Source organism: Variovorax stachyos (assembly GCF_051400855.1).
Classification (GTDB): Bacteria; Pseudomonadota; Gammaproteobacteria; order Burkholderiales; family Burkholderiaceae_C; genus Variovorax.
Genome location: NZ_JBLFFN010000004.1, coordinates 291,961 through 311,804 on the forward strand (window position 1 = coordinate 291,961; position 19,844 = coordinate 311,804).

Consider the following 19,844-nt stretch of genomic DNA (forward strand, 5'->3'; position numbering starts at 1 on the left):
CCGGAGGGAAAGGGAGCAAAACAGAGATGCAAGGTTCGACACAGTCTGAAGCACCTCCACGGACGACCGCATTCCATTCTCCGTGCAGCTCATCCGAGGCACAAGGGGAAGGGTGTCGGCCAGCGCACCCGAGCGCCCGTTCACCCGCCGCGAAACTGCACGCGGCGGTTGACGGCGGCATGCGGATCCGCGTCCTCCACCAGCCGGCCTTCGCCGAACCCGACCGTCTTCAGCCGCGCGCCGTCGATCCCGTGCCGCTGCACCAGGTAGTCACGCACGGCACGCGCGCGGCTGCGCGACAGCTCCAGGTTGTAGGCATCGCTCCCGACCGCATCGGTATGCCCTTCGACCGTGACGACACGCGTCGGCTCGAGCAGCTTGATGCCATCCGCCAGCGCGTCGAGCTGGGTCCGTGCCGCGGGAAGGATGTCCGCGGAGTCGAAGGCGAAGCGCACCGGCAGGGACAAGGCCGAGGCGTCGTCGTCGTTCGAATCGCGGGGCGCAGCGGGCGCGGAGGCCTGGGCACGGGTAGAGGTCTTCGCCAGTGCGACGGCAGCCGCCGCAACGTACTTCGTCGTCGCCGGAGTCGCGGGCGCATCGTCGAGCAGGCGGATCGAGCGGGTCTTGTTGCCGAGCACGGCTGCGACGTCGTGCGGGTTCACGAGCTGCCCCTCGCGATACATGATCACCTTCTCGGCCTTGACCTGGGGGGTCAGGAAGGCGGCGGCAATGGCGAGGGCGAGGGTGCTGAGGTAGCGGGTCATGGCAGGACTCCTTGAGCGTGGCGTTGGATTCGTCGATGCCCATGGGTTGCGAGCGCCGCCTGCGCGGTTCAATCTTTCTCGATCGTCCCGATGCCGCGGATGGAGCGCGTCACCGCCGGGTTGCCGCGATAGCGCACGTGGCCGACCCCGCCGATGCGCACCGCCAGCGTGGTGCTGGCGGCAAGCCGCACCTCGCCGTTGCCGTCGATCGCGACTTCGGCGCGCTCGCTGGCGAGTTGGGGCGCCGAATAGCGGCCCATGCCGGTGATGGCCAGTTGCTGCGCGACCACCTTGCCGCCGCCGACCGCGATGTCGCCGGCACCGGTGATCCGCACGTCCAGGCTGCGTGCATCCTCCAGGCGATCGAGGCGGATCGAGCCGCCGCCCGCCAGCACCAGCGAGAGCGCCTCGCTGCGCAGCGGCCCGATGCTGATCTCGCCGGCCGTGCGCGACTCGAAGGCGCGCAGCGCCCGGACGCCGAGCTTCATCCGGATCGGCTGCTGGGTCTCGACCCGGCCCGGCGCCAGGCCGATGAGCAGGCGCCGACCCTGGACCTCGGTGGTGATCTTGCGCAGCACCGCGGGTTCGGCATCCAGCGTCAGCGTCTCGCTGGAGCCCTGCTCGACGCTGACTTCGCCGGCGACGGCGAACACCACCTGGTCGAAGCCGGCGACGCTGCGGGTCTCGGTGGCCGCCTGGGCCGGCTCTGCCAAGGCCGCGGCGAGTACCGCGGCCGAGCCTGCGGCCAGGGCCGAGGCGCGGAGCGCCCGCCGCGCCGCGAACACACGGCTGAACCAGTTCATGGACAGCTCCTGGGTTGCTCCGGGCCTTGCCTCAACGCGGCAGCGCGAGGTTGGGCTCCGGGGGGTAGGGGCGCGCCTGGCAGGTGGTCCAGCCGGAGTCGGTGACGATCACCGATCCGCCGTTGCGGTCGGTCGCCACCAGCTTCGCGCCCTGCCGCGCCTCGGGGCCCAGGGTGACCGGCCCCTCGTCGAACAACAGGCGGCCGTACTGCCAGCAGCGCAGCCGGTAGGTGCCCTGGCCCTTCTGCCTCGGTGCCGGCGCCGACGCTGGAGGCGGGGGCGCCGACGGTAGCCCGGAGACGCGATCATCGGTGGCAGCGGTGACGGTCGCGACGCCTGCCGTCGCGCCGGAGGGCAGTTGCAGGATCCCGACCACCGCGGCCAGGGCGACCCCGCTCACGGCGGCCAGGCGGATGCCGAGCCACTTCGCACGGCCGGGGAGGGATTCATTTGGCTTGGACACGGAAGTTCTCCTGGGCGAGCGTGCCGCCGCTGGCTTTGACGAAGGCGCCGCGGATCGATTCGAGCGTGGCGCCGGGAAGGGGTTCGAAGTCGGTGCCGACGAGGGCTTGCGGCAGGGAAGCCATCACATCGCGCGGCGTTGCGAAGCAGGAGATGGTTTCGGGCACGCCCTTCGTATTCATCGTGAGCTGGAAGCGCATGGCGCCGGGCAGCGCGAGCGGCTGGGCCGCGGGAATGCGCGAGTCGCGGGAGAAGCGGTTCGGGAAGAAGCGGATGACCTTGGACTCTTCGTCCTGCAGATAGCAGTAGACATGCGCGTCCTGCGAGGGTGCGAGCGAGAGGTTGATCGGCTCCCCGCGGGCGAAGCGGGTCTGCTGCTTGGGAGTCGTCACCGACAGTTTCAGCGGCGCCGGCGCTGAAGCGGCTGGCGCGGCTGATGCGGCTGACGCGGCTGATGCGGACGAGGCGGATGCTGCGCTTGCCACCGCCGGGGTTGCTGCGGGCGCCGCTGCAACCTGGGCCGGCGCGACATAGCGTGCCGGCTGCTCCGGCCGCTTGATCCTGGTGTGGTCGGCGGCGAGAAAAGCGTAGAAGAACTCCTCGTTGAGCACGGCCTCGCGGCTGAGCCCCAGTGCGGCGCGGTAGTTCGCGATCGCCTCGTCGATGGCGGGGTTGAACTCGCCGTCGATCGGGCCGTCGTAGAAGGCGCGCCGGCGCAGCTGGTTCTGGAAGTAGGCGATCAGCTCGATGCGGGTCGCGGCCATCGCGTGGTACCAGTCGAACATCTCGAGCCGCGTTTCGTCGTTCTTCTTCGGATCGGTCACGCCCAGGCAGCTCCAGTAGGGCGTCTTGGTGAGCTTGCCGATGAGTTCGACCGCCGCCAGCTCGACCAGTCCGCGCAGCGCCTGCGTCTGGCCTTCGGCCTTCGCCAGGTTCATGCTGTAGTTGATGCCGAACTTGTGGTACGCGGCATCGCCGTCGATGCCGCTGCCCTGCTTCAGGATCATCACGGAGTTGCGCGAGGTGACGCCCGCGAGCACCGCCATGTCGCTGGTGGTCAGCACGCTCAGGTCGAGCGCCAGCATGCTGGAGCCTGCATCCTTCGCCGCGCCGAGGTTGATGAAGGGCGCGAAGCCGATGCCGATGTCCTTCTGGTTCTTGACCAGGTTCTCGTCGAACTGCGAGACGGAGCCCTTGATGTCGTACAGCGGGATCGCCTGGTAGGCCGCCGCGTTCTGCGCCGACGCGAGATAGCTGATGACGTTGGCGGTGTCCTTGCCGAAGGCGACCAGGCGCACTGCGCGGCTGCGACGCGACATGTCCGACACCGACGAGATCAGCATGTCGCGGGTGCCGGCGTTCAGCTTCTTCGTTTCGTCGGTGATCTCCTCGGTCAGCATCGTGATGTCACGCACGCCGTAGTCGAGCAACAGCGTGTCCATGCAGCGCAGCGCATGCGAGAAGCCGGTGATCGAGCGCTGGGGCCGGTCTTCCGGGCCCTTGCGGATCTCGTTGGTCTGCTCGATGGTGGGTTGCCTGACCTCGAGCGTCTGGCAGCCGGCCAGTGCTGCGAGGGTGGCGGAAAGCGCGAGGAGTCGCGCGATCTTGGGCGTTTTCATGACATCTCCCTTTCTTCGCGAGGCGCTCAGCGGCATCCGCCGCGGCCGACGATGTTGATCGCGTTGGGCGCGAACACGAACACCTCGCGCGGCGAGGCGCCGATGCGTCCGCCGGTGTCGATGTTGCCGATGTTCTGGCTCCCGCAGGTGCTGGAGTCCGAGGAGTTTCCCTGTGACTTTCCCTGCTCGTCGGCCTTGCGCTCCTGGGCGGCAATGCGGATCTTTTCCTTCGCGATCTTCGCGCGGAAGCGCGTGTCGACGCCCATCAGCTCCTGACCCGCGAATGCGTGGGCACCGGCGCCCAGCGTGAGGGCGGCGAGAACGATGCGGGCGGTGAGGGCGAGGCTTGCATTCATGGTGGTCTCCTGGGTGGGGAAGCGCCGGCGGGGAGCCGCCGGCGCGGGGGAAAGAACAAGGACGAGCTCTTACTTCGCGACGCCGACGCTCTGGTCGGCGGTGGACAGGAAGCCGGCGGCGGTGTTGACCTGCGCCGTGGCGAGCACCGTCGAGTTCGTCAGCTTGCCGCTGCCTTGGGCGCCGCCGATCTGCTGGCGCGCCGAAGACAGGAAGCCGCCGGCCACGTTGCTCACGCCGGTGGCGCCGACGAAGCTGCTCTGGACCTTGCCGTCGTCCTTCGCAAAGCCGACTTCCTGGTTCGCGCTGCTCAGGAAGCCGGCGGCGGTGTTGTTCACGCCTTGCGCCACGATGGCCGTCTGGCTGATCTGGCCGTTCTGGGTCGCGCGGGCGATGCTCTGGTTGGCCGTCGACAGGAAACCCGTCGAGGTATTGACCGCGCCGTTGACGATCACGGCGGTGTTCTTGATCTTGCCGTTCTGCTCGGCCACGCCGACGTTCTGCCGTGCGGTGGACAGGAAGCCGGCCGAGGTGTTGACGGCACCGGTCGAGAACACGCCGGAGTCGGCGATCTCGCCGGCCATGGCGGCACCGAAGACGAGGCCGAGCGCGGCGAGGACGGAAAGTTTGGGAGCGGCTTTCATGGTGGATCTCCTGAAGGGTTGGCGGTTGAGGGTGGGCGGCATGCGCTTGCTTGCCTTCCGCTCCATGGGTTGCTGTGCGTTCGGAAACGGTTCAAGCGAATTCGCCTTTGCAGCAGCAGTGCCGGGTGCGGCTTCCGAAATGAAAAGACCCGCCGGCGCAGTGCGCGGGCGGGTCGGGGCCGAGGAGGCCGAAGGAAAGCCGGCAGCGGCTTACTTCGCGACGCCGATGCTCTGGTCGGCGGTGGACAGGAAGCCGGCGGCGGTATTGACCGAGCCGGTGGCGATCACCGTCGAGTTCGTCAGCTTGCCGTTGCCTTGCGCGCCGCCGATCTGCTGGCGTGCCGTGGACAGGAAGCCGGCGGCCGTGTTGCTGGCGCCGTTGGCGATGACCGTCGAGTTCACGACCTCGCCGCTGTCCTTGGCGAAGCCCACTTCCTGCGTGGCGGTGCTGAGGAAGCCGGCAGCCACGTTGTTCAGGCCATTGCCGATGACCGTGCTGTTGGTGATCTTGCCGTTCTGCGTGGCGCGGCCCACGCTCTGTGTCGCCGTCGAGAGGAAGCCGGCTGCGGTGTTGTTGGCGCCGTTGACGATCACGGTGCTGTTCGTGATCTTGCCGTTCTGCTCGGCCACGCCGATGTTCTGGCGCGCGGTGGACAGGAAGCCGGCCGAGGTGTTGACGGCGCCGGTGGACAGTACCGTGGAACCCGTGATTTCGCCGGCCATGGCGCCACCGAAGACGAGACCGAGGGCGACAAGGACGGAAGCTTTGCGGACGATTTGCATGATGATCTCCTGAGAGTGATGGAACGAGGGTGAGTGGTGGGGCTTGCCGATTTGCCTGCCTTCCCGCTCCATGGGTTGCGCCCCTTTCCGATTCGGTTCAAACGAATTTCGCGACGATCAGGCCCAGAAGGGTTCGAGCCGATTTCGGACGGGCTGCACCCCAGCGTAGGATGGCCCGCCATGCTCGACAGGGCTCCGCCAGACCCGCCTCCACAACCGCCACACCCGCCGCGCCTGACGGGCTTGCGCGGCACCTTGAACGCGCTGCGCAACTTCGGGCTGGTGAATCTCGGCACGCCCGCCGCCGGCGAATTCGACAGCTTTACTGCCAGCGATGGCCAGGTCGTTCCCGTGTTCGTGCTCGGCAAGGGCCCGCCGATGGTGCTGGTGCACGGCGTCGGGTGCTCGCATCGAGACTGGATGCCGGTCGCACGGCGGCTGGCGCGGCGCCATTGCGTGCTCGCCTGGGACGCCCGCGGCCATGGCCATTGCCGACCGGTGCGCGGCAGCATCACGCTGGCCCGGCTGGCGACGGACCTGGCCGAGATGCTCGATCACTTCGGGCTGCAGCGAGCGGTGCTGGTCGGGCACTCCATGGGCGCGTTGACGCTGATGCAGTACCTGCATCTGCATGGCACGCAGCGCGTCGCCGCAGTGGCGCTGGTCGACCAGTCGCCGCGCATCGTGACGGACGACAGCTGGCGTCTCGGGCTGTTCGGCGGCTGCAGCGCGGCCATGCTGTCGGGGCTGATCGCGGGCGCGCGCCAGGACCTCGCAGAGGCGCTGCTGAACGAGGTCGGCGCGCTCGGAGGCGCCTGGCTCAGGCGCCAGCTGGGCGCGGACACACCGCTCGGACGGATGCTGCGCCGGCGCCTGGGAAGCATCGACATCCGGCCGCTGCTCGACCTTGCCGAGTCGATGGCGCAGGCCGACTTCCGCGCTTCGCTCTCGCGCCTGGACGCGCCGCTGCTGGTCGTGCTCGGGGCGCGCAGCCCGCACTATGCCGGCCTGCCGCTCGATGCCTGGTATCGCGAGACGGTGAAGCATGCGCAGGTCTCGGTCTATCCGCGTGCCGGCCATTCGCCGCATGTCAGCGAGCCGCTGCGCTTTGCGCGGGAGCTCGAGCGCTTCCTTGACGACCACGCGTGAGTGGCTGGGGTGCGCGGGATGGACTACCCGCACCGCCCCTTGTCATCCGGCCTGAAGCAGAAGTCCGCCGTCAGGCTCGACGACTCCCAGGGCACCTGCACGCGGCCGGTGTCTTCGGCCACGGCGATGCGCACCCGCTTGAAGAGCTGCTCGATCTGCAGCCCCGGCGTCGGCAGGTTGGCCAGCAGGTGACGTGCATAGACGCTGTGCTTGCCGCTGGCGCCGTCGAGCGCCACGCCGTTGGGCGCGGTCGAGAAGGCCACCAGGGTGCCGACGGGCGCATCGAGCGCCGCCAGGCCGCCCGGCGTCGCACCACGGAATTTCAGGCGCCGTCCATCGGGGCCGACGATGACGCCGCCGGCGAACGGGTTCACGCGGCAGGCGTCGAGCACCACGATGTTGATGCCGGTGCGCATGGCGCTGAGCCGGTCGACGAACTCGCCGACGTCCGCGCTTTGCCGCTGGATGTCCTCTTCGGTCAGCGGGTCGGCATCGATCGGCACCAGGTAGTTGCGGCCCTTCACCTGGACGCCGTGGCCTGCATAGAACAGCATGCGGACCGACGCCTTCGTGGCGCGAATCGAGAACTCGCGCAGGGACTCGATCAGCTCCGGCAGCCGCGTGTCCTGGCGCAGGGTCACGTCGTAGCCAAGACCACGCAATGCGGCCGCGACAGCGGCGGCGTCGCCGGGCGGGTTCTTCAGCGGTGCGGCGCGATAGGCGCCGTTGCCGATCACCAGCGCGATGCGCGACTCGGCGCCGCTGGCTTTCGCGTTGGCAGGGCCGCCCATGGCGGGAGCGACAAAAGGCAGCGCCGCGGCACCCAAGGCGCCTTGCAGCAGCGTTCGGCGGGTCAGCAGCGTGGCCATGATGGCTACTCCCGAGGCGGCACGCCGGGCGCCAGCGCGGCGGCCTGGACGATCGGGGCGGCCTGCACCTTGGCGAGCGCCGCCGCTTCGCTGCCGGCCGGCACGCGCAGGTAATAGTCGCCGAGCTGGCCCGGCCCACCGGCCAGCTCGCCTCCGACCTGGACCACCAGCATGCGGATGTCGGCTTCCTTGGCGTCGGGTGCGAAGCTGATCTTCAGCATCGGGCCTTCTTCGACGCGAACCGCGTTCAGGGCGCGGATCTGGTCGGCGTCCTCGCGGGCGTTGCCCAGCAGGTTCAGGATCACGCCGCCTTGCACCATCACCAGCGCCAGCCCGGCCAGCGCATAGCTCGGGCGCATGCCCAGGTTGCCGAAGAAGGCGCCGATGCGCTCGGCCACCGTCGGGCGGTCGCCCTGGATCAGGCGCATGGCGCGGGCCAGGCCGATGGTCGGCGGCACGGCCGGGGCGCTTTCCTGGACCCGTGCCTGCAGCGAGCGGTACCAGTCCAGCTCGCTCTTGGCCTCGGGGTGCTGTTGCAGGTAGGCATCGACCCAGGCACGGTCTTCGGCTCCCAGCGAACCGTTGGCGTACCAGGGGAGCAATTCTTCGAAGCGTTTGTTCATGATGCCGCTGGGTTGCACGAGCCTTGCGGATGGTTCAGTTTATTTTTGCGCGCATGCCGGATGGACCGCAAGCGTCGTTCAGGAGGCGAGGGCGCCCTTGGCTTCGGGGGCGCTCCCCTCGCTGCGCAGCAGGGACTGCAGGCACTTCTTGATCTTCTGGCGGGCGTGGAACAGGCGGGTCTTGACGGTGCCTTCGGGGCAGTTCTGTATCTCCGCCACTTCTGCCAGGCCCATGCCCTCGTAGAACACCAGGTGCAGGCATTCGCGGTGCTCGTCCGACAGCTTGCCCATGCAGTACTGCACGCCTTCGCGCCGCTGCTTGCCCGCCAGCTCCGCGTAGCCGTCGGGCGTGTCCGAAGCGGTGACTTCGGCGATGTCCTCGAGATCGGCATGCACCTCGTCGGGCCGGCGCGCACGGTAGACCATCAGCGCCTTTCTTCGCGCGATCCCGATGAGCCAGGTGGAGAACTGCGAATCGCCCCGAAAGCGGTCGGGGTGGCGCCAGACCTCGTAGAGCGTGTCCACCAGCACTTCCTCGGCCCGGGCGTGGTCGCTCAGCATGTTCAGCGCGTAGGCGTAGACCCGTTGGCTGAACGCCTTGTACAGCTGGCGAAACGCCGCCTGGTCTTCGCGGCCGATGCGTACGAGCAGCTGGTTGACCTCGTCGTTGTCCATGCAGGGTGACGGTGGCGCTGGCGGTGGGGGTGACGCAATATAGCGTCTCTACCCGCCTTTCCGGCGTCCATGTCACGCCTGCTTCGCCAGCGTGCCCTCGATGTCGGCGGCCAGCGCGAGCAGCGCGCCCGAGAGCTCCTGCTCGACGCTGCGCACCGTCTCCGCCGTGGAGACGCTCAGGTTGAGCGCATAGCGGGGCTGCCCCTCCCAGCGCAGCGGCACCGCGAGCGCGACCACCTCGGGCTGCCAGGCAGCGGCGCAGAAGCCGCGCTGCCACACGCTCTGCATCGCGAGCTCGATTTCCTCGGCCAGCGTGGGCCACTGGCCCCTGCGACGTTTCCTGAAGAGCGCGAGCAGCGCCTTGCGCTTCGGCTCCGGCGCGGCGGCCAGGTACGCGCGCCCGAGCGAGGTGAGCTCCATCGGCACGCGCTGGCCCGACACCACGCTGCGCAGCGAGACGCGCCGGTTGTACCGGATCGACTCGAGGTAGACCATCTCGTCCCGGTCCGGGGCCGCCAGGCCGACGTTGATCTTGCGCGCCTCGGCCAGCGCGCGCATCCTGGGCGCGGCGATGCCCAGGATGGTGGAGCCCGAGCGCATCGCGTGCGCCAGGCTCAGCACCGCCGGGGCCAGCCGGTAGGCGCGGCGGCGCGCATCCAGGTGCAGCAGGCCGGTGCCCACCAGCGTCTGCGTGAGCCGGCTCACGGTGGAGCGCGACAGCCCGGTGCGGTCCGCGAGCTCGGCATTGCCCAGCAGCTCGGAGCCGGGCCTGAAGGCGCGCAGGATCTCCACGCCGCGCTCCAGCGAGCGGTTGGCGGGGGAGCGTCCCGGCTTCTCGTCGAGGGCGTCCGTCATGCGCTTCTTCTGCCTTCTGCCTGTTCTAGAGAGAGCGCTTCATCTCGATCTGGCGCATCACCGACACCAGGCCGCGCGCACGCGCCGCGCCGAAGAAGGGGCTGCTGCCGGGCTCGTCGACCAGCCGCCAGCGGGTGCCGGGGCGCGCGGAGGAGAGCACGTCCAGGAGCGAATGCGCGGCCGCCTCGTCCACCGCCGCGGCATCGAGGAGCGTGCCGTCATGCCGGGCCTGCTCGGGCAGCACGGCGTAGCCGACGATGGTGTCGCCGCGCCGCACGCCGATTGCCAAAGCGTTCTCCTGCGTGAGGGCATCCAGCAAGGTCGGCAGCTCGCGGCGCCAGGTCGGCAGCGCGATTGCGCTGCACTGTGCGTGCACGGCGGCGAGATCGGCCGGGCCGAGCGCGACGGGCTCGGCGGTCTGCGCGTCCAGCGTGCCCGACAGAAGCTCCAGCGGCCGGAGCGCCTCGAAACCGGCGTGGCGATAGAGGGTGCGCGCCGGGTTCTGCTCGATGACCTCCAGCACCACCTCGCGCACGCCGGCGGCCGGAAGGGCCGCGAGCTGCACCTCGATCAGCAGGCGGGCGAGTCCGCGGCGCCGTTGCGCGCGGACGATGCCGAAGCCGGCGAGGTAGGCGCGCGTGTCGCGCTGCCCCACCAGCGAGAGGCCGGCCGGCTCGCCGCCGGCCGTCAGCACCCTCGACAGCCCCAGCTCGACGTTGGCCCGCCGGAGATGCCGCGCGAAGCGCTGTTCGTCGAAGGCCACGGGCACGAAGTAGCCCTCGTAAGCCCGGTTCCAGAGCGCGGTCAGCGCCGCGCGCGAGAACTGCCCGGCGGGGAGGATGGCGATGTCGGCACGCTTCATTCCTTGTCTGCACCTCGTCTCATGCACATGCAGGCAATGATGGCACCGCTTCGGGCGGACCGCCGGGCAGGGCTTAGCGGCGAGCGGACGCCAGTGCTTCGGGGTTGACGACGTCCACGAGCGTGCCGTCGGCGAACTGGTTGATGTGATCGAAGGCGATGCCGAAGTAGCGCTCGTAGTTGTCGCGCTCCACATAGCCGATGTGCGGCGTGCACAGCGCATTGGGCAGGTTCAGCAGCGGGTGGCCGCCGCCCTGAAGCGGCTCCTCCTCGAACACGTCGACGGCCGCGAAGCCGGGGCGGCCGCGCCGCAGCGCGGGTTCCAGCGCGCCGGGCGCGATCAGCTCGGCACGGCTGGTGTTCACCAGCAGGGCGTCGCGCTTCATGCGGTCCAGGTCTTCCTCGCGCACGATGCCGGCGGTCTCGGCGTTCAGCCGGACGTGGAGGCTGATCACGTCGCTCTCCGCGAAGAAGGCCTCCCGCGAGGGTGCGCGCTCGAAGCCGTCGGCCAGCGCCGCCTGCGTCGAGGCCTCGCGGCCCCAGACCCACACCTTCATGCCGAAGACGCGGCCATAGGCGGCCACCTGGCGGCCGATGCGGCCGTAGCTCCAGACGCCCAGGCGCTGGCCGCCGAGCTGCTGGCCCAGGTGGCCCTGCCACAGTCCCTGGCGCAGGCGGTTGGCCTCCTCGACCAGGTGGCGGCGGCTGGCGAGCGTCAGCGCCCAGGCCAGCTCGGCCGTGGAGGCGCCCGCGCCGCGGCCCTCGGCCACGACGATGCCGCGCGCAGTGCAGGCGGCCAGGTCCACATGGTCGGCCAGCTTGCCGGTCTGGCTGATCAGGCGCAGCCGGGGCAGGCGGTCCAGGAGGGCGGCGTCGATGCGCGTGCGCTCGCGCGTGAGCACGATGGCCTCGGCATCGGCGAAGCGGGCTGCGAGTTCATCGATGCCCTTCACCGTGTCGTTGAAGATGCGGACCTCGTGGCCCGCGAGCTTGGCGAAGCAGGCCAGGGTGCGAACGCAGTCCTGGTAGTCGTCGGGGATGGCGATGCGCATGGTCGGCTCTTTGCCTATTGGAGCGTGATGCCCAGCTGCTGCACGGTGCGCTTCCACAGCGCCAGGTCGTCGCGGACCAGAGCGGCGAATTCGGCGGGTGGCATGCCGCCGGGTTCGATGCCCTGGGCCTGGAAGATCTCGCGCACCTCCCCCGTATCGAGCGCGCGCCGAACCTCGGCATGGAGCCGCTGCATCACCGGCGCCGGCGTGCCGGCCTTGAGCAGCAGGCCGTACCAGCCATGCACGTCGAAGCCCGGGTAGCCCTGCTCGGCCACCGTCGGCACGTCGGGCAGGCCGGCGAAGCGCGACTTGGGCGCCACTGCCAGTGCGCGCAGCTTGCCGGCCTTGATCTGCGCGAGCGCGGAGCTCATGTCGAGGAACATGAACTGGATCTGCCCGCCCAGCAGGTCCTGCACCGCCGGGCCGGCGCCGCGGTAGGGCACGTGGGTCGCGCGGATGCCCGCGCGCTGCACGAACAGCGCGGCGCCCAGGTGGGCCGAGGTGCCGTTGCCCGATGAGCCGTAGGACAGGCTGTCGGGCCTGGCCTTGCCCATCGCGACCAGCTCGGCCAGCGTCTTGGCCGGGAAGTCGGGCCGCACCACCACCGCATGCGGGATGAAGCCCACCACCGTCAGCGGCGCGAAGTCGCGCAGCGTGTCGAAGGGGTAGTTGGGCATCAGCGCCGGATTGGTGACGGCGAGGATGGAGGGGAAGACCAGCGTGTGGCCATCGGCCGGGCCGCGCACGACCTCGCTCATGCCGATCACGCCGCCGCCGCCCGGCTTGTTGTCGACGATCACCGGCTGTCCCAGGCTCGTGGACATGTTCTTGCCGATGGCGCGCGCCATCAGGTCCGTCGGGCCGCCCGGCGCGAAGGGCACGACGATGCGGATCGGCTTGGACGGAAAGTCCTGTGCGCGCGCCGCAGGTGCCAGGGCTGCGAGCGCAAGGCCCGCGCCCAGCGAGACGTTGAAATGGCGGCGCGAGAGGCGCTTGGGGTTCATGGCTTGTCTCCTGTTGTTGTGAACTGATGCTCAGGCCGCGAGCACGGCCACGCCGTCCGCGGCGATGACGCCCTGGCCCTTCGGCAGCACGAAGAGCGGGTTGATCTCCGCTTCCACCAGCCGCTCGCCCAGCGCCGCCGCCATCTGCGAGAAGGCCACGATGGCCGAGACCAGGGCTTCGACGTCGCACACCGGCCGTCCGCGAAAGCCGTCGAGCAGCGGCCAGGTCTTGAGCTCGCGCACCAGCGCGCCGGCCTGCTCGCGCGTCAGGCCGCCCGGCGGCAGCATGCGCAGCGCGGTGTCCTTCAGCAGCTCGGCCGTGACGCCGCCCATGCCCAGCAGCACGGCGCTGCCCAGCGGGTCGCGGTGCAGGCCCAGGATCAGCTCCACGCCGCCGCTCACCATCTGCTGGACCAGGAAGCGCTGCGGCCGCACGCCGGTGTGCGTCTCGACCTCGACGGCCATGCGCTCGAGGCGGGGGCCGATCTGCTCGGCGCCCAGCCCCACGGCCACGCCGCCCACGTCGCTCTTGTGCGTGATCTCGCTGGAAAGAATCTTCAGCACCGTGGCGCCGCCCAGGTCGCGCGCCGCCTGCTGCGCCTGCTGCGCATCGGCCACCACGATCTCGCGTGCGCACGGTACGCCGAAGCGCGCGAAGAGCTGCTTGGCCTGCTGTTCGTCCAGCGATCCGCCGGGCAGGTCGTCCACGTTCGGCAGGGCGCGGTCTACGGGCTCGGCGCGCGGTGCCGCCCAGCTGGCATGCGCATGCATCGCGGCCAGGGCGCTGGTGCAGCTTTCGGGCGCCATGAAGGCCGGCACGCCGCGCTGATTGAGCTGGCTGGCGATGCCCGGCGCATGCGGGCTCACGTAGACCAGCAGGGGCTTGTCGCTGCCGGGCAGGCTGTCGTGGATCGCGTCGGCCATCAGCTGCGGCATTGCGAGGCCGGAGGAGCCGACGATCACGACCGCCGCGTCGTAGGAAGGACTGGCGAGCAGCGCGCGGATGGCGCCACGCAGCAGCTGCGGCTGCAGGCCTGCCAGCGTGACGTCGATCGGGTTGCGGTCCAGCACGGCCTGTTCGCCCGATTGCAGCGCGCGCAGGGCCGCCGCCGTCTCCGGGTCGGGCGCGGGCGTCTCGAAGCCCGCGCTCCCGAGGCTGTCGGCCACCAGCGTGCCGGCGCCGCCGGTCGATGTCAGCACCGCCACGCGGCGCCCGCGCGGCGCGCGCTTCGTTGCGAGGGCGGCCGGGATGTCGAGCAGGTCCGCGAATGTCTGGGCGCGTATCACGCCCAGCTCGCGGAACAGCGCGTCGTACATGCGGTCTGCGCCCGCCAGGGCCCCGGTGTGCGACACCGCCGCACTCGCGCCCGCCTCGGAGCGGCCGACCTTGAACACCACGATCGGCCTGCCCTTGCGCGCCGCCTTCAGCGCGGCGGCGCGGAATTTGTCGGGGTGGCGCAGGCCCTCCATGTAGAGCGCGATGACGGAGGTGGCCTCGTCGTCCGCGAGGTGGTCCACGAAATCGGCCAGGTCCAGGTCGACCTCGTTGCTGGTCGAGACCAGCTTCGACAACCCGATGCCGCGCGCCGCGGCGCGCGAGAGCAGGGCGCCCAGGATGCCGCCGCTTTGCGAGACCACGCCGATGGGCCCGGCCTCGAAGCCTTCCATTTCCAGCGCGCCGGTCGCCGAGAGGGTGATGCCGTCGGTGAGGTTGACCAGGCCGATGGTGTTGGGCCCGAGGATGCGCATGCGGCCCGCGGCCTCCAGCAGCTGCCGCTGCCGCTGCGCGCCTTCCTCGCCGACCTCCGTGTAGCCGCTGGCCAGCACGATCGCCGCGGCGGTGCCGCGCTCGGCCAGTGCACGCACGGCCTCGTGCGCACGCTCGGCGCCCAGCAGCACGATGCCGACGTCCGGTGCTTCGGGCAGTGATGGCACGTCGGGGTAGCTCTTCAGGCCGGCGATTTCGGGGGTGCGTGGATTGACCGGGTAGATCGCGCCTGGGAAGCCGTGGCGCTGCAGGTAGGCGACCGGGCGGCCGGCGGTCTTTGTGGGATCGGCCGAAGCGCCGATCACCGCCACGCTGCGCGGCTTGAGCAGGCGGGCGATGGGGTTGTCTCCGCTCATGCGGACTTCTCCTTGCCTGGATTCAGGAAGGCCAGCACCGCATCCCGATGCTCCTGCGTCGTGTAGCAGATGCCCTGCGCCTGGCTCCCCTGCGCGAAGACCTGCTCGGCCTGCAGCTCGAAGCTGCGGTCGATGATGGACTTGCCCAGCGCCAGTGCCGCCGCCGAGCCCTGCGAGAGCTCGCGCGCCCAGGCCTGCGCCTCGGGCAGCAGCGTGTCGGCGCGGCAGACGCGGTCGGCGATGCCCAGCTGCAGCGCCTCGGCCGCCTCCACCTTGCGCCCGGTGAAGATCAGCTGCTTGGCGCGCGACAGCCCCACGCGCCGCGGCAGGAAGTACATACCCCCGCCGTCCGGAATGAGGCCGCGCTTGATGTAGCTCCACGCAAAGCTGGCCTCTTCCGAGGCGATCACGAAATCGCAGGCCAGCGCCATGTCGGCGCCCAGGCCGTTGGCCGAACCGTTCACCGCGGCGATCACCGGCTTGGGCATGGTGTGCAGCAGGGCGATGGAGTGGTGCACGCGCTGCTGGCGCGTCCAGCCGTTGAAGCCGACTGCGCCGGCCGGCGCTTCCATGCGCCGCTGCATGCCGGCCACATCCCCACCGGCGCAGAAGCCCTTGCCGGTGCCGGTCAGCACCAGGGCGCGGATGGAAGTGTCGGCAGCGACCTGCTCCAGTGCGGCGATCAGCTCGGTGCGCATGGCGTCGCTGATCGCGTTGCGCTTCTCGGGGCGGTCGAGGGTCAGGGTGGCGATGCCGGCCTCGACATCGAGCCGGATCTGGGAATTGGTATTCATGATGTCCTTCATCAATCCGTGGTGATGTTTCCGTCCTTGACGACCTTGCGCCAGCGCACCTCCTCGGCGCGCACGTAGCGCTCCAGCGCCTCGGGCGTGCTGACGTCGACCGCGAGGCCTTCCGACTGCGTCTGCTTCACGAAGGCCTCGGCCTTCGCCGCCTGGCGCACCGCGTCATTGAGGCGCGCGACCACGTCCTTGGGCGTGCCGGCGGCGGCATAGAGCCCATACCAGCTCTCGGCCGCATAGCCCGCCACGCCGGCCTCGGCCAGGGTGGGCACGCCGGCATAGGCGGGCGAGCGATGCGCCGTGGTGACGGCGAGCGCGCGCATCTTTCCCGCGCTGACGAAGGGGCGGGCCGCCGCCGCCGTGGCGAACATCATGTCCACCTGGCCGCCCAGCAGGTCGGTCATCGCCGGCCCCGCGCCGCGGTAGGGCACATGCGTGATGTCCACCTTGGCAAGGCTCTTGAAGAGCTCGCCCGCGAGATGCGCCGAGGTGCCGTTGCCTTGCGAGGCGAAGGTCAGCTTGCCCGGCTTCGCCTTGGCCGCGGCGATGAGCTCGGCGACGTTCTTGTAGGGCTGGTCGGCGCGAACCACCAGCACGTTGGGCGAGACGCCGACCAGCGCGACCGGCGCGAAAGCCTTGTCGGTGTCGTAGGGCAGCTTGGGCTGCAGGGCCGGGTTGACCGCATGCGCGAAGGTGGCCATCAGCAGCGTGTAGCCATCGGGCGCGCTCTTGGCGACCGCGTCGCTGCCGATGATGGTGCCGGCGCCCGGCTTGTTGTCCACGACCACCGGCTGGCCCAGCGCCTGCGCCAGGCCGACGGCGAGCGTGCGGGTGATGGCATCGGTGCCGCCGCCGGGTGCGAAGGGCACGACGATGCGCAGGGGCTTGTCGGGAAAGGCCGCGAAGGCGGGCGCGGCGGTCAATGCAAGCAGTGCGGCCGTGGTCGCGAGCTTGTGAAAACGCCGGCGGTCCAGCACCGCGAGGCGAGGGGATGCATGCATGGTTGTCTCTCCTTGTTCCTCGTGATCGAGGCATGCACGGAGCTTAGGTCGCATGCGTCGCCGGCGCAGCCACCCAATTCCAAAGCGTGGAATTGGATACCGCTGCAAGGCGGTCGGGAAATAATCGTACGTCCCGTAGGCCGCACGTCCGTCATCAGCGGCGCCTGGGCCACTTGATCGTTCCCTCGGGGGTATCGGTCATGTCCCGGTTGCACACGCTTTTCGAGGCGGCGCTTACATCCCGGCGCCGTCGAAGGAGTGCGCGGTGACGGACGTGAGCGTTGCGCACCGGGTGCGCGATTTTCTCGAGGGACCCGCGACGCGGCCGCTGCTGCTGCAATGGCGGCGCCGCCACTTCCTCTCCCCAGAGGGCTTCGGCTTCTACTTCGGCGTGTTCGACAGCTTCGAGGCTGCGCGCCGTTCGTTGCCGCCGAATCCCGAGTTCGGGAACGAGCGGCTGGCGCAGGAGTACGTGGACCTGCGCAGCAGGAAGATCTTTGCCTACGACTATCCGGTCATGTGGTGGATGGATCGCGCCTTCAGCCGCGGTGCAACCCGCGTGCTCGACATGGGGGGCTCGGTGGGCGTGCATTTCTACGCCTACCGCTCCTACATGGACATGCCGGCCGCGCTGGTGTGGCGCATCGTGGAGGTGCCTGCCATCGTCGGGCTCGGCCGCAGGGTGGCAGAGGAACGGGGCGCCGCGGCCCTGCGCTTTACCGACGACCTCGGCGAAGCGCTGCGCGGCGAGGTCGCCGATGTCTGGATTTCCGCGGGCGCGCTGCAGTACATGGAGGAGGGCCGCCCGGGCGAGCTGCTTCGCCGCTGCGCCGCGCTGCCGGCGCATGTCGTGCTCAACAAGCTGCCGCTCTATCCGGGCGACGATTTCGTCTGCACGCAGAACATCGGCCATGGGTGCTTCGCGCCGCTGTGGGTGTTCAACCGCGAACGCTTCGTCCACGGCATCGAGGCGCTGGGCTATGTGCTGCGCGACGAATGGGACGTGCACGAACGCTCGCTGTACCTGCCCGGCCATCCGGAGCGTTCGTTCCCCGCCTTCAGTGGGTTGTACTTCGCGCGCAGCCTCGCGCCATCCTCCCGCTGACGCGGGAGTTGCGGGCTCAGCCCGCGCCGCCCTCCCAGCGCCGCAGCAGGAGTGCGTTGCCCACCACGCTCACGCTGCTGAAAGCCATGGCGGCACCCGCGATCACCGGGCTCAGCAGGCCGAAGGCGGCCAGCGGAATGCCCACCACGTTGTAGACGAAGGCCCAGAACAGGTTCTGCCGGATCTTGGCGTAGGTGCGGCGCGAGATGTCGATCGCGTCGCTCACCAGCCCAGGGTCTCCGCGCATCAGCGTGATGCCGGCGGCGTGCATGGCCACGTCGGTGCCGGTGGACATCGCGATGCCCACGTCGGCCGCGGCCAGCGCGGGTGCGTCGTTGATGCCGTCGCCCACCATCGCGACGCGCGTGCCCTGGGCCTTGAGCTGCGCAACGATCGCGGCCTTGTCCTCGGGCAGCACTTCCGCGTGGACGATGTCGATTTCCAGCAGCCGGGCCACGGCTTCGGCGCTGCCCCGGTTGTCGCCCGAGATGAGCGCGGTGCGGATGCCCTGCGCGTGCAGCCGGCGAACGGCCGCAGCGGCACCGGGCTTGGCCGCGTCGCCGAAGGCGAGCAGGCCGAGCAGCTTCGGGGCAGCTCCGATCTCGGCCACCCACGAGACGGTGCGGCCCTCCGCCTGCAGTTGTGCGGCGCGTTCGGCGAGCTTTCCGAGCGGCACCGAAAGCTCGCTCATGAATCGGCTGCTGCCCAGGCGCAGCGCGCGGCCTTCGGCGGTGGCCGCCACGCCGCGGCCGGCGTGCGCGCGCACCTCGCTCGCGGCCGGGATCGCCAGGCGCTGCTTGCCGGCCGCGGCGAGCACGGCACGCGCCAACGGATGCTCGCTGCCGGCCTGGATGGCCGCGCTGGCCCGCAGCAGGGCGGCAGTGTCGCCGTCCACGGCATCGAGGGCGACCAGCTCCGGCCGGCCCTCGGTCAGGGTGCCGGTCTTGTCGAAGGCAACGATGCCGACACCGTGTGCGACCTCCAGCGCCTCGGCGTCCTTGATCAGCACGCCATGCCGCGCCGCCACGCCCGTCCCGGCCATGATGGCGGTCGGGGTCGCCAGTCCCAGCGCGCAGGGACAGGCGATGACGAGCACGGCCACGGCGTTGAGGATCGCGGCTTCCCAGTTGCCGCTCGCCAGGCCCCAGCCGATCAGGGTGGCGAAGGCGATGGCGATGACCACCGGCACGAACACGCTGCTCACGCGATCGACCAGCCGCTGGATCGGCGCCTTCTTCGCCTGCGCCGACTCGACCAGCCGCACGATGCGCGCGAGCGTGGATTCCGCGCCCACGGCGGTGGTGCGCACCGCGAGCAGGCCTTCGCCGTTGACCGAGCCGCCGGTGACGGTGTCGTTGACATGCTTGGCGATCGGCAGGCTCTCGCCGGTGATGAGCGACTCGTCGACCTCGCTGGCGCCTTCGAGCACGACGGCGTCCACCGGGATGCGCTCGCCCGGGCGCACGACCACCACGTCACCGACCTTCACCTGCGCCAGCGGCAGCTCCTGCTCCCGCCCAGCGCGCCGCACCCGTGCACGCTCGGGCCGCAGTGCGTTCAGCGCGCGGATCGCCTCGGTGGTCTGGCGCTTGGCTCGCTGCTCCAGCCACTTGCCCAGCAGCACCAGCGTGATCACCACCGCGGAGGCCTCGAAGTACAGGTGCGGCGGCATGCCGTGGCCGCTGTGCGTAAACAGCAGGTAGACGCTCAGGCCATAGCCGGCCGAGCTGCCCAGCGCGACCAGCAGGTCCATGTTGCCGGTGCCCGCCTTCATGGCCTTCCAGCCTGCGCGGTAGAAGCGCGCGCCGAGCCAGAACTGCACCGGTGTCGCCAACGCCAGCTGCAGCCAGCCGTCGAGCATCCACGCGCGGCCGAAGAGCAGGCCGACCATGGGCAGCACCAACGGCAGCGACAGCAGCGCGGCCAGCGCGACCGGCCACCAGTCGGGCGCGTGGCTCGCCGCCGCGGCGGCCTGCGGCTCGTCGGCACGGCGTGCCTCATAGCCCGCCTTGCGCACGGCGGCCAGCAGCACCTCCGTGTCCACGTCGCGGCCGGCGACACGGACCTCCGCCTTCTCGGTTGCCAGGTTCACGGTGGCCGAGGCGACGCCCGGCACGCCGGCCAGCGCCTTCTCCACGCGCGCCACGCAGGAGGCGCAGGTCATGCCCTCGATCTGCAGCGATCGTTCCTGCAGGCCGGCGGCAGGCGCCGGCATCGTCAAGCTGTTGTCCATCGACATCGGTTGTTCCCGGATTCCTTGAAAGGGCTCCACTGTCGACCCTCCCATCATGGGA

The 19,844-nt window shown here is 70.2% G+C and carries 20 protein-coding genes; 2 read left to right on the forward strand and 18 right to left on the reverse strand.

Going from position 1 to position 19,844, the window contains the following annotated elements; genetic code table 11:
* Nucleotides 1–140: 140 nt before the first annotated feature.
* The 7 genes from ACMGEZ_RS09520 to ACMGEZ_RS09550 all read right to left on the reverse strand — a co-directional run bounded on the left by ACMGEZ_RS09520 (nt 141) and on the right by ACMGEZ_RS09550 (nt 5,429).
* Entirely contained in the window at nt 141–764 is a 624-nt protein-coding gene (locus tag ACMGEZ_RS09520; RefSeq protein WP_436822020.1) for an OmpA family protein, read from the reverse strand.
* 68 nt (nt 765–832) lie between these two features.
* Nucleotides 833–1,567, reverse strand: a complete 735-nt coding sequence (locus tag ACMGEZ_RS09525; RefSeq protein ID WP_436822021.1) for a GIN domain-containing protein — start codon at nt 1,565–1,567, stop codon at nt 833–835.
* A 31-nt stretch (nt 1,568–1,598) separates the two neighbouring features.
* A complete protein-coding gene (locus ACMGEZ_RS09530) occupies nt 1,599–2,030 on the reverse strand; it encodes a hypothetical protein (protein ID WP_436822022.1) in 432 nt (143 codons plus the stop codon).
* Entirely contained in the window at nt 2,014–3,648 is a 1,635-nt protein-coding gene (locus ACMGEZ_RS09535; protein ID WP_436822023.1) for a DUF4384 domain-containing protein, read from the reverse strand. The genes ACMGEZ_RS09530 and ACMGEZ_RS09535 overlap by 17 nt, the downstream gene beginning before the upstream one ends.
* A gap of 26 nt (nt 3,649–3,674) precedes the next feature.
* Nucleotides 3,675–4,004 carry a hypothetical protein gene (locus tag ACMGEZ_RS09540; RefSeq protein ID WP_436822024.1) on the reverse strand — a complete coding sequence of 110 codons (330 nt, stop codon included), beginning with the start codon at nt 4,002–4,004 and terminating at the stop codon, nt 3,675–3,677.
* Nucleotides 4,005–4,073: 69 nt separating this feature from the next.
* A complete protein-coding gene (locus ACMGEZ_RS09545) occupies nt 4,074–4,646 on the reverse strand; it encodes a hypothetical protein (RefSeq protein WP_436822025.1) in 573 nt (190 codons plus the stop codon).
* A 210-nt stretch (nt 4,647–4,856) separates the two neighbouring features.
* Nucleotides 4,857–5,429 (reverse strand): hypothetical protein, encoded by a 573-nt coding sequence (locus ACMGEZ_RS09550; RefSeq protein ID WP_436822026.1) that lies wholly within the window; start codon nt 5,427–5,429, stop codon nt 4,857–4,859.
* Nucleotides 5,430–5,684: 255 nt separating this feature from the next.
* Here ACMGEZ_RS09550 and ACMGEZ_RS09555 point away from each other — a divergent pair, with 255 nt between their 5' ends.
* A complete protein-coding gene (locus tag ACMGEZ_RS09555) occupies nt 5,685–6,578 on the forward strand; it encodes an alpha/beta fold hydrolase (RefSeq protein ID WP_436822027.1) in 894 nt (297 codons plus the stop codon).
* A 23-nt stretch (nt 6,579–6,601) separates the two neighbouring features.
* Here the strand turns inward: ACMGEZ_RS09555 and ACMGEZ_RS09560 are convergent, their stop codons facing one another.
* From ACMGEZ_RS09560 to ACMGEZ_RS09605, 10 genes are all read right to left on the reverse strand, one after another.
* Nucleotides 6,602–7,447 carry a caspase family protein gene (locus ACMGEZ_RS09560; protein ID WP_436822028.1) on the reverse strand — a complete coding sequence of 282 codons (846 nt, stop codon included), beginning with the start codon at nt 7,445–7,447 and terminating at the stop codon, nt 6,602–6,604.
* Nucleotides 7,448–7,452: 5 nt separating this feature from the next.
* Nucleotides 7,453–8,070, reverse strand: coding sequence for an anti-sigma factor family protein (locus ACMGEZ_RS09565; RefSeq protein WP_436822029.1), 618 nt, complete (start codon nt 8,068–8,070; stop codon nt 7,453–7,455).
* Between the two features lie 78 nt (nt 8,071–8,148).
* Complete coding sequence (locus ACMGEZ_RS09570) at nt 8,149–8,745, reverse strand: RNA polymerase sigma factor (RefSeq protein WP_436822030.1); 597 nt, start codon at nt 8,743–8,745, stop codon at nt 8,149–8,151.
* Between the two features lie 72 nt (nt 8,746–8,817).
* Nucleotides 8,818–9,600: an IclR family transcriptional regulator gene (locus ACMGEZ_RS09575; protein WP_436822031.1), complete on the reverse strand. Its 783-nt coding sequence runs from the start codon at nt 9,598–9,600 to the stop codon at nt 8,818–8,820.
* Nucleotides 9,601–9,625: 25 nt separating this feature from the next.
* Complete coding sequence (locus ACMGEZ_RS09580) at nt 9,626–10,462, reverse strand: GNAT family N-acetyltransferase (RefSeq protein WP_436822032.1); 837 nt, start codon at nt 10,460–10,462, stop codon at nt 9,626–9,628.
* 73 nt (nt 10,463–10,535) lie between these two features.
* Entirely contained in the window at nt 10,536–11,513 is a 978-nt protein-coding gene (locus ACMGEZ_RS09585; RefSeq protein ID WP_436822033.1) for a D-2-hydroxyacid dehydrogenase family protein, read from the reverse strand.
* Between the two features lie 14 nt (nt 11,514–11,527).
* On the reverse strand, nt 11,528–12,517 hold the full coding sequence (locus ACMGEZ_RS09590) for a Bug family tripartite tricarboxylate transporter substrate binding protein (protein WP_436822034.1): 990 nt from the start codon (nt 12,515–12,517) through the stop codon (nt 11,528–11,530).
* A 30-nt stretch (nt 12,518–12,547) separates the two neighbouring features.
* The gene (locus ACMGEZ_RS09595; protein ID WP_436822035.1) at nt 12,548–14,641 is read right to left on the reverse strand and encodes an acetate--CoA ligase family protein; all 2,094 of its coding nucleotides are present in this window, start codon (nt 14,639–14,641) and stop codon (nt 12,548–12,550) included.
* Nucleotides 14,638–15,435, reverse strand: coding sequence for an enoyl-CoA hydratase/isomerase family protein (locus tag ACMGEZ_RS09600; protein WP_436822036.1), 798 nt, complete (start codon nt 15,433–15,435; stop codon nt 14,638–14,640). Before ACMGEZ_RS09600 ends, ACMGEZ_RS09595 begins: the two co-directional genes overlap by 4 nt.
* An 11-nt stretch (nt 15,436–15,446) precedes the next feature.
* Nucleotides 15,447–16,445, reverse strand: a complete 999-nt coding sequence (locus ACMGEZ_RS09605; protein ID WP_436822037.1) for a tripartite tricarboxylate transporter substrate binding protein — start codon at nt 16,443–16,445, stop codon at nt 15,447–15,449.
* A gap of 265 nt (nt 16,446–16,710) precedes the next feature.
* On the opposite strand from ACMGEZ_RS09605, the gene ACMGEZ_RS09610 reads away from it, so the two are divergent.
* Nucleotides 16,711–17,550 (forward strand): methyltransferase, TIGR04325 family, encoded by an 840-nt coding sequence (locus ACMGEZ_RS09610; protein WP_436822038.1) that lies wholly within the window; start codon nt 16,711–16,713, stop codon nt 17,548–17,550.
* A gap of 16 nt (nt 17,551–17,566) precedes the next feature.
* Here the strand turns inward: ACMGEZ_RS09610 and ACMGEZ_RS09615 are convergent, their stop codons facing one another.
* Nucleotides 17,567–19,789 (reverse strand): heavy metal translocating P-type ATPase, encoded by a 2,223-nt coding sequence (locus ACMGEZ_RS09615; RefSeq protein WP_436822039.1) that lies wholly within the window; start codon nt 19,787–19,789, stop codon nt 17,567–17,569.
* Nucleotides 19,790–19,844: the final 55 nt, after the last annotated feature.

What these genes read in the sequence shown, in the direction of transcription:
- ACMGEZ_RS09520 (WP_436822020.1), bottom strand. Translation starts at nt 764, where the DNA reads ATGACCCGCTACCTCAGCACCCTCGCCCTCGCCATTGCCGCCGCCTTC.
- ACMGEZ_RS09525 (WP_436822021.1), bottom strand. Translation starts at nt 1,567, where the DNA reads ATGAACTGGTTCAGCCGTGTGTTCGCGGCGCGGCGGGCGCTCCGCGCC.
- ACMGEZ_RS09535 (WP_436822023.1), bottom strand. Translation starts at nt 3,648, where the DNA reads ATGAAAACGCCCAAGATCGCGCGACTCCTCGCGCTTTCCGCCACCCTC.
- ACMGEZ_RS09540 (WP_436822024.1), bottom strand. Translation starts at nt 4,004, where the DNA reads ATGAATGCAAGCCTCGCCCTCACCGCCCGCATCGTTCTCGCCGCCCTC.
- ACMGEZ_RS09545 (WP_436822025.1), bottom strand. Translation starts at nt 4,646, where the DNA reads ATGAAAGCCGCTCCCAAACTTTCCGTCCTCGCCGCGCTCGGCCTCGTC.
- ACMGEZ_RS09550 (WP_436822026.1), bottom strand. Translation starts at nt 5,429, where the DNA reads ATGCAAATCGTCCGCAAAGCTTCCGTCCTTGTCGCCCTCGGTCTCGTC.
- ACMGEZ_RS09560 (WP_436822028.1), bottom strand. Translation starts at nt 7,447, where the DNA reads ATGGCCACGCTGCTGACCCGCCGAACGCTGCTGCAAGGCGCCTTGGGT.
- ACMGEZ_RS09565 (WP_436822029.1), bottom strand. Translation starts at nt 8,070, where the DNA reads ATGAACAAACGCTTCGAAGAATTGCTCCCCTGGTACGCCAACGGTTCG.
- ACMGEZ_RS09570 (WP_436822030.1), bottom strand. Translation starts at nt 8,745, where the DNA reads ATGGACAACGACGAGGTCAACCAGCTGCTCGTACGCATCGGCCGCGAA.
- ACMGEZ_RS09575 (WP_436822031.1), bottom strand. Translation starts at nt 9,600, where the DNA reads ATGACGGACGCCCTCGACGAGAAGCCGGGACGCTCCCCCGCCAACCGC.
- ACMGEZ_RS09580 (WP_436822032.1), bottom strand. Translation starts at nt 10,462, where the DNA reads ATGAAGCGTGCCGACATCGCCATCCTCCCCGCCGGGCAGTTCTCGCGC.
- ACMGEZ_RS09585 (WP_436822033.1), bottom strand. Translation starts at nt 11,513, where the DNA reads ATGCGCATCGCCATCCCCGACGACTACCAGGACTGCGTTCGCACCCTG.
- ACMGEZ_RS09590 (WP_436822034.1), bottom strand. Translation starts at nt 12,517, where the DNA reads ATGAACCCCAAGCGCCTCTCGCGCCGCCATTTCAACGTCTCGCTGGGC.
- ACMGEZ_RS09595 (WP_436822035.1), bottom strand. Translation starts at nt 14,641, where the DNA reads ATGAGCGGAGACAACCCCATCGCCCGCCTGCTCAAGCCGCGCAGCGTG.
- ACMGEZ_RS09600 (WP_436822036.1), bottom strand. Translation starts at nt 15,435, where the DNA reads ATGAATACCAATTCCCAGATCCGGCTCGATGTCGAGGCCGGCATCGCC.
- ACMGEZ_RS09605 (WP_436822037.1), bottom strand. Translation starts at nt 16,445, where the DNA reads ATGCATGCATCCCCTCGCCTCGCGGTGCTGGACCGCCGGCGTTTTCAC.
- ACMGEZ_RS09615 (WP_436822039.1), bottom strand. Translation starts at nt 19,789, where the DNA reads ATGTCGATGGACAACAGCTTGACGATGCCGGCGCCTGCCGCCGGCCTG.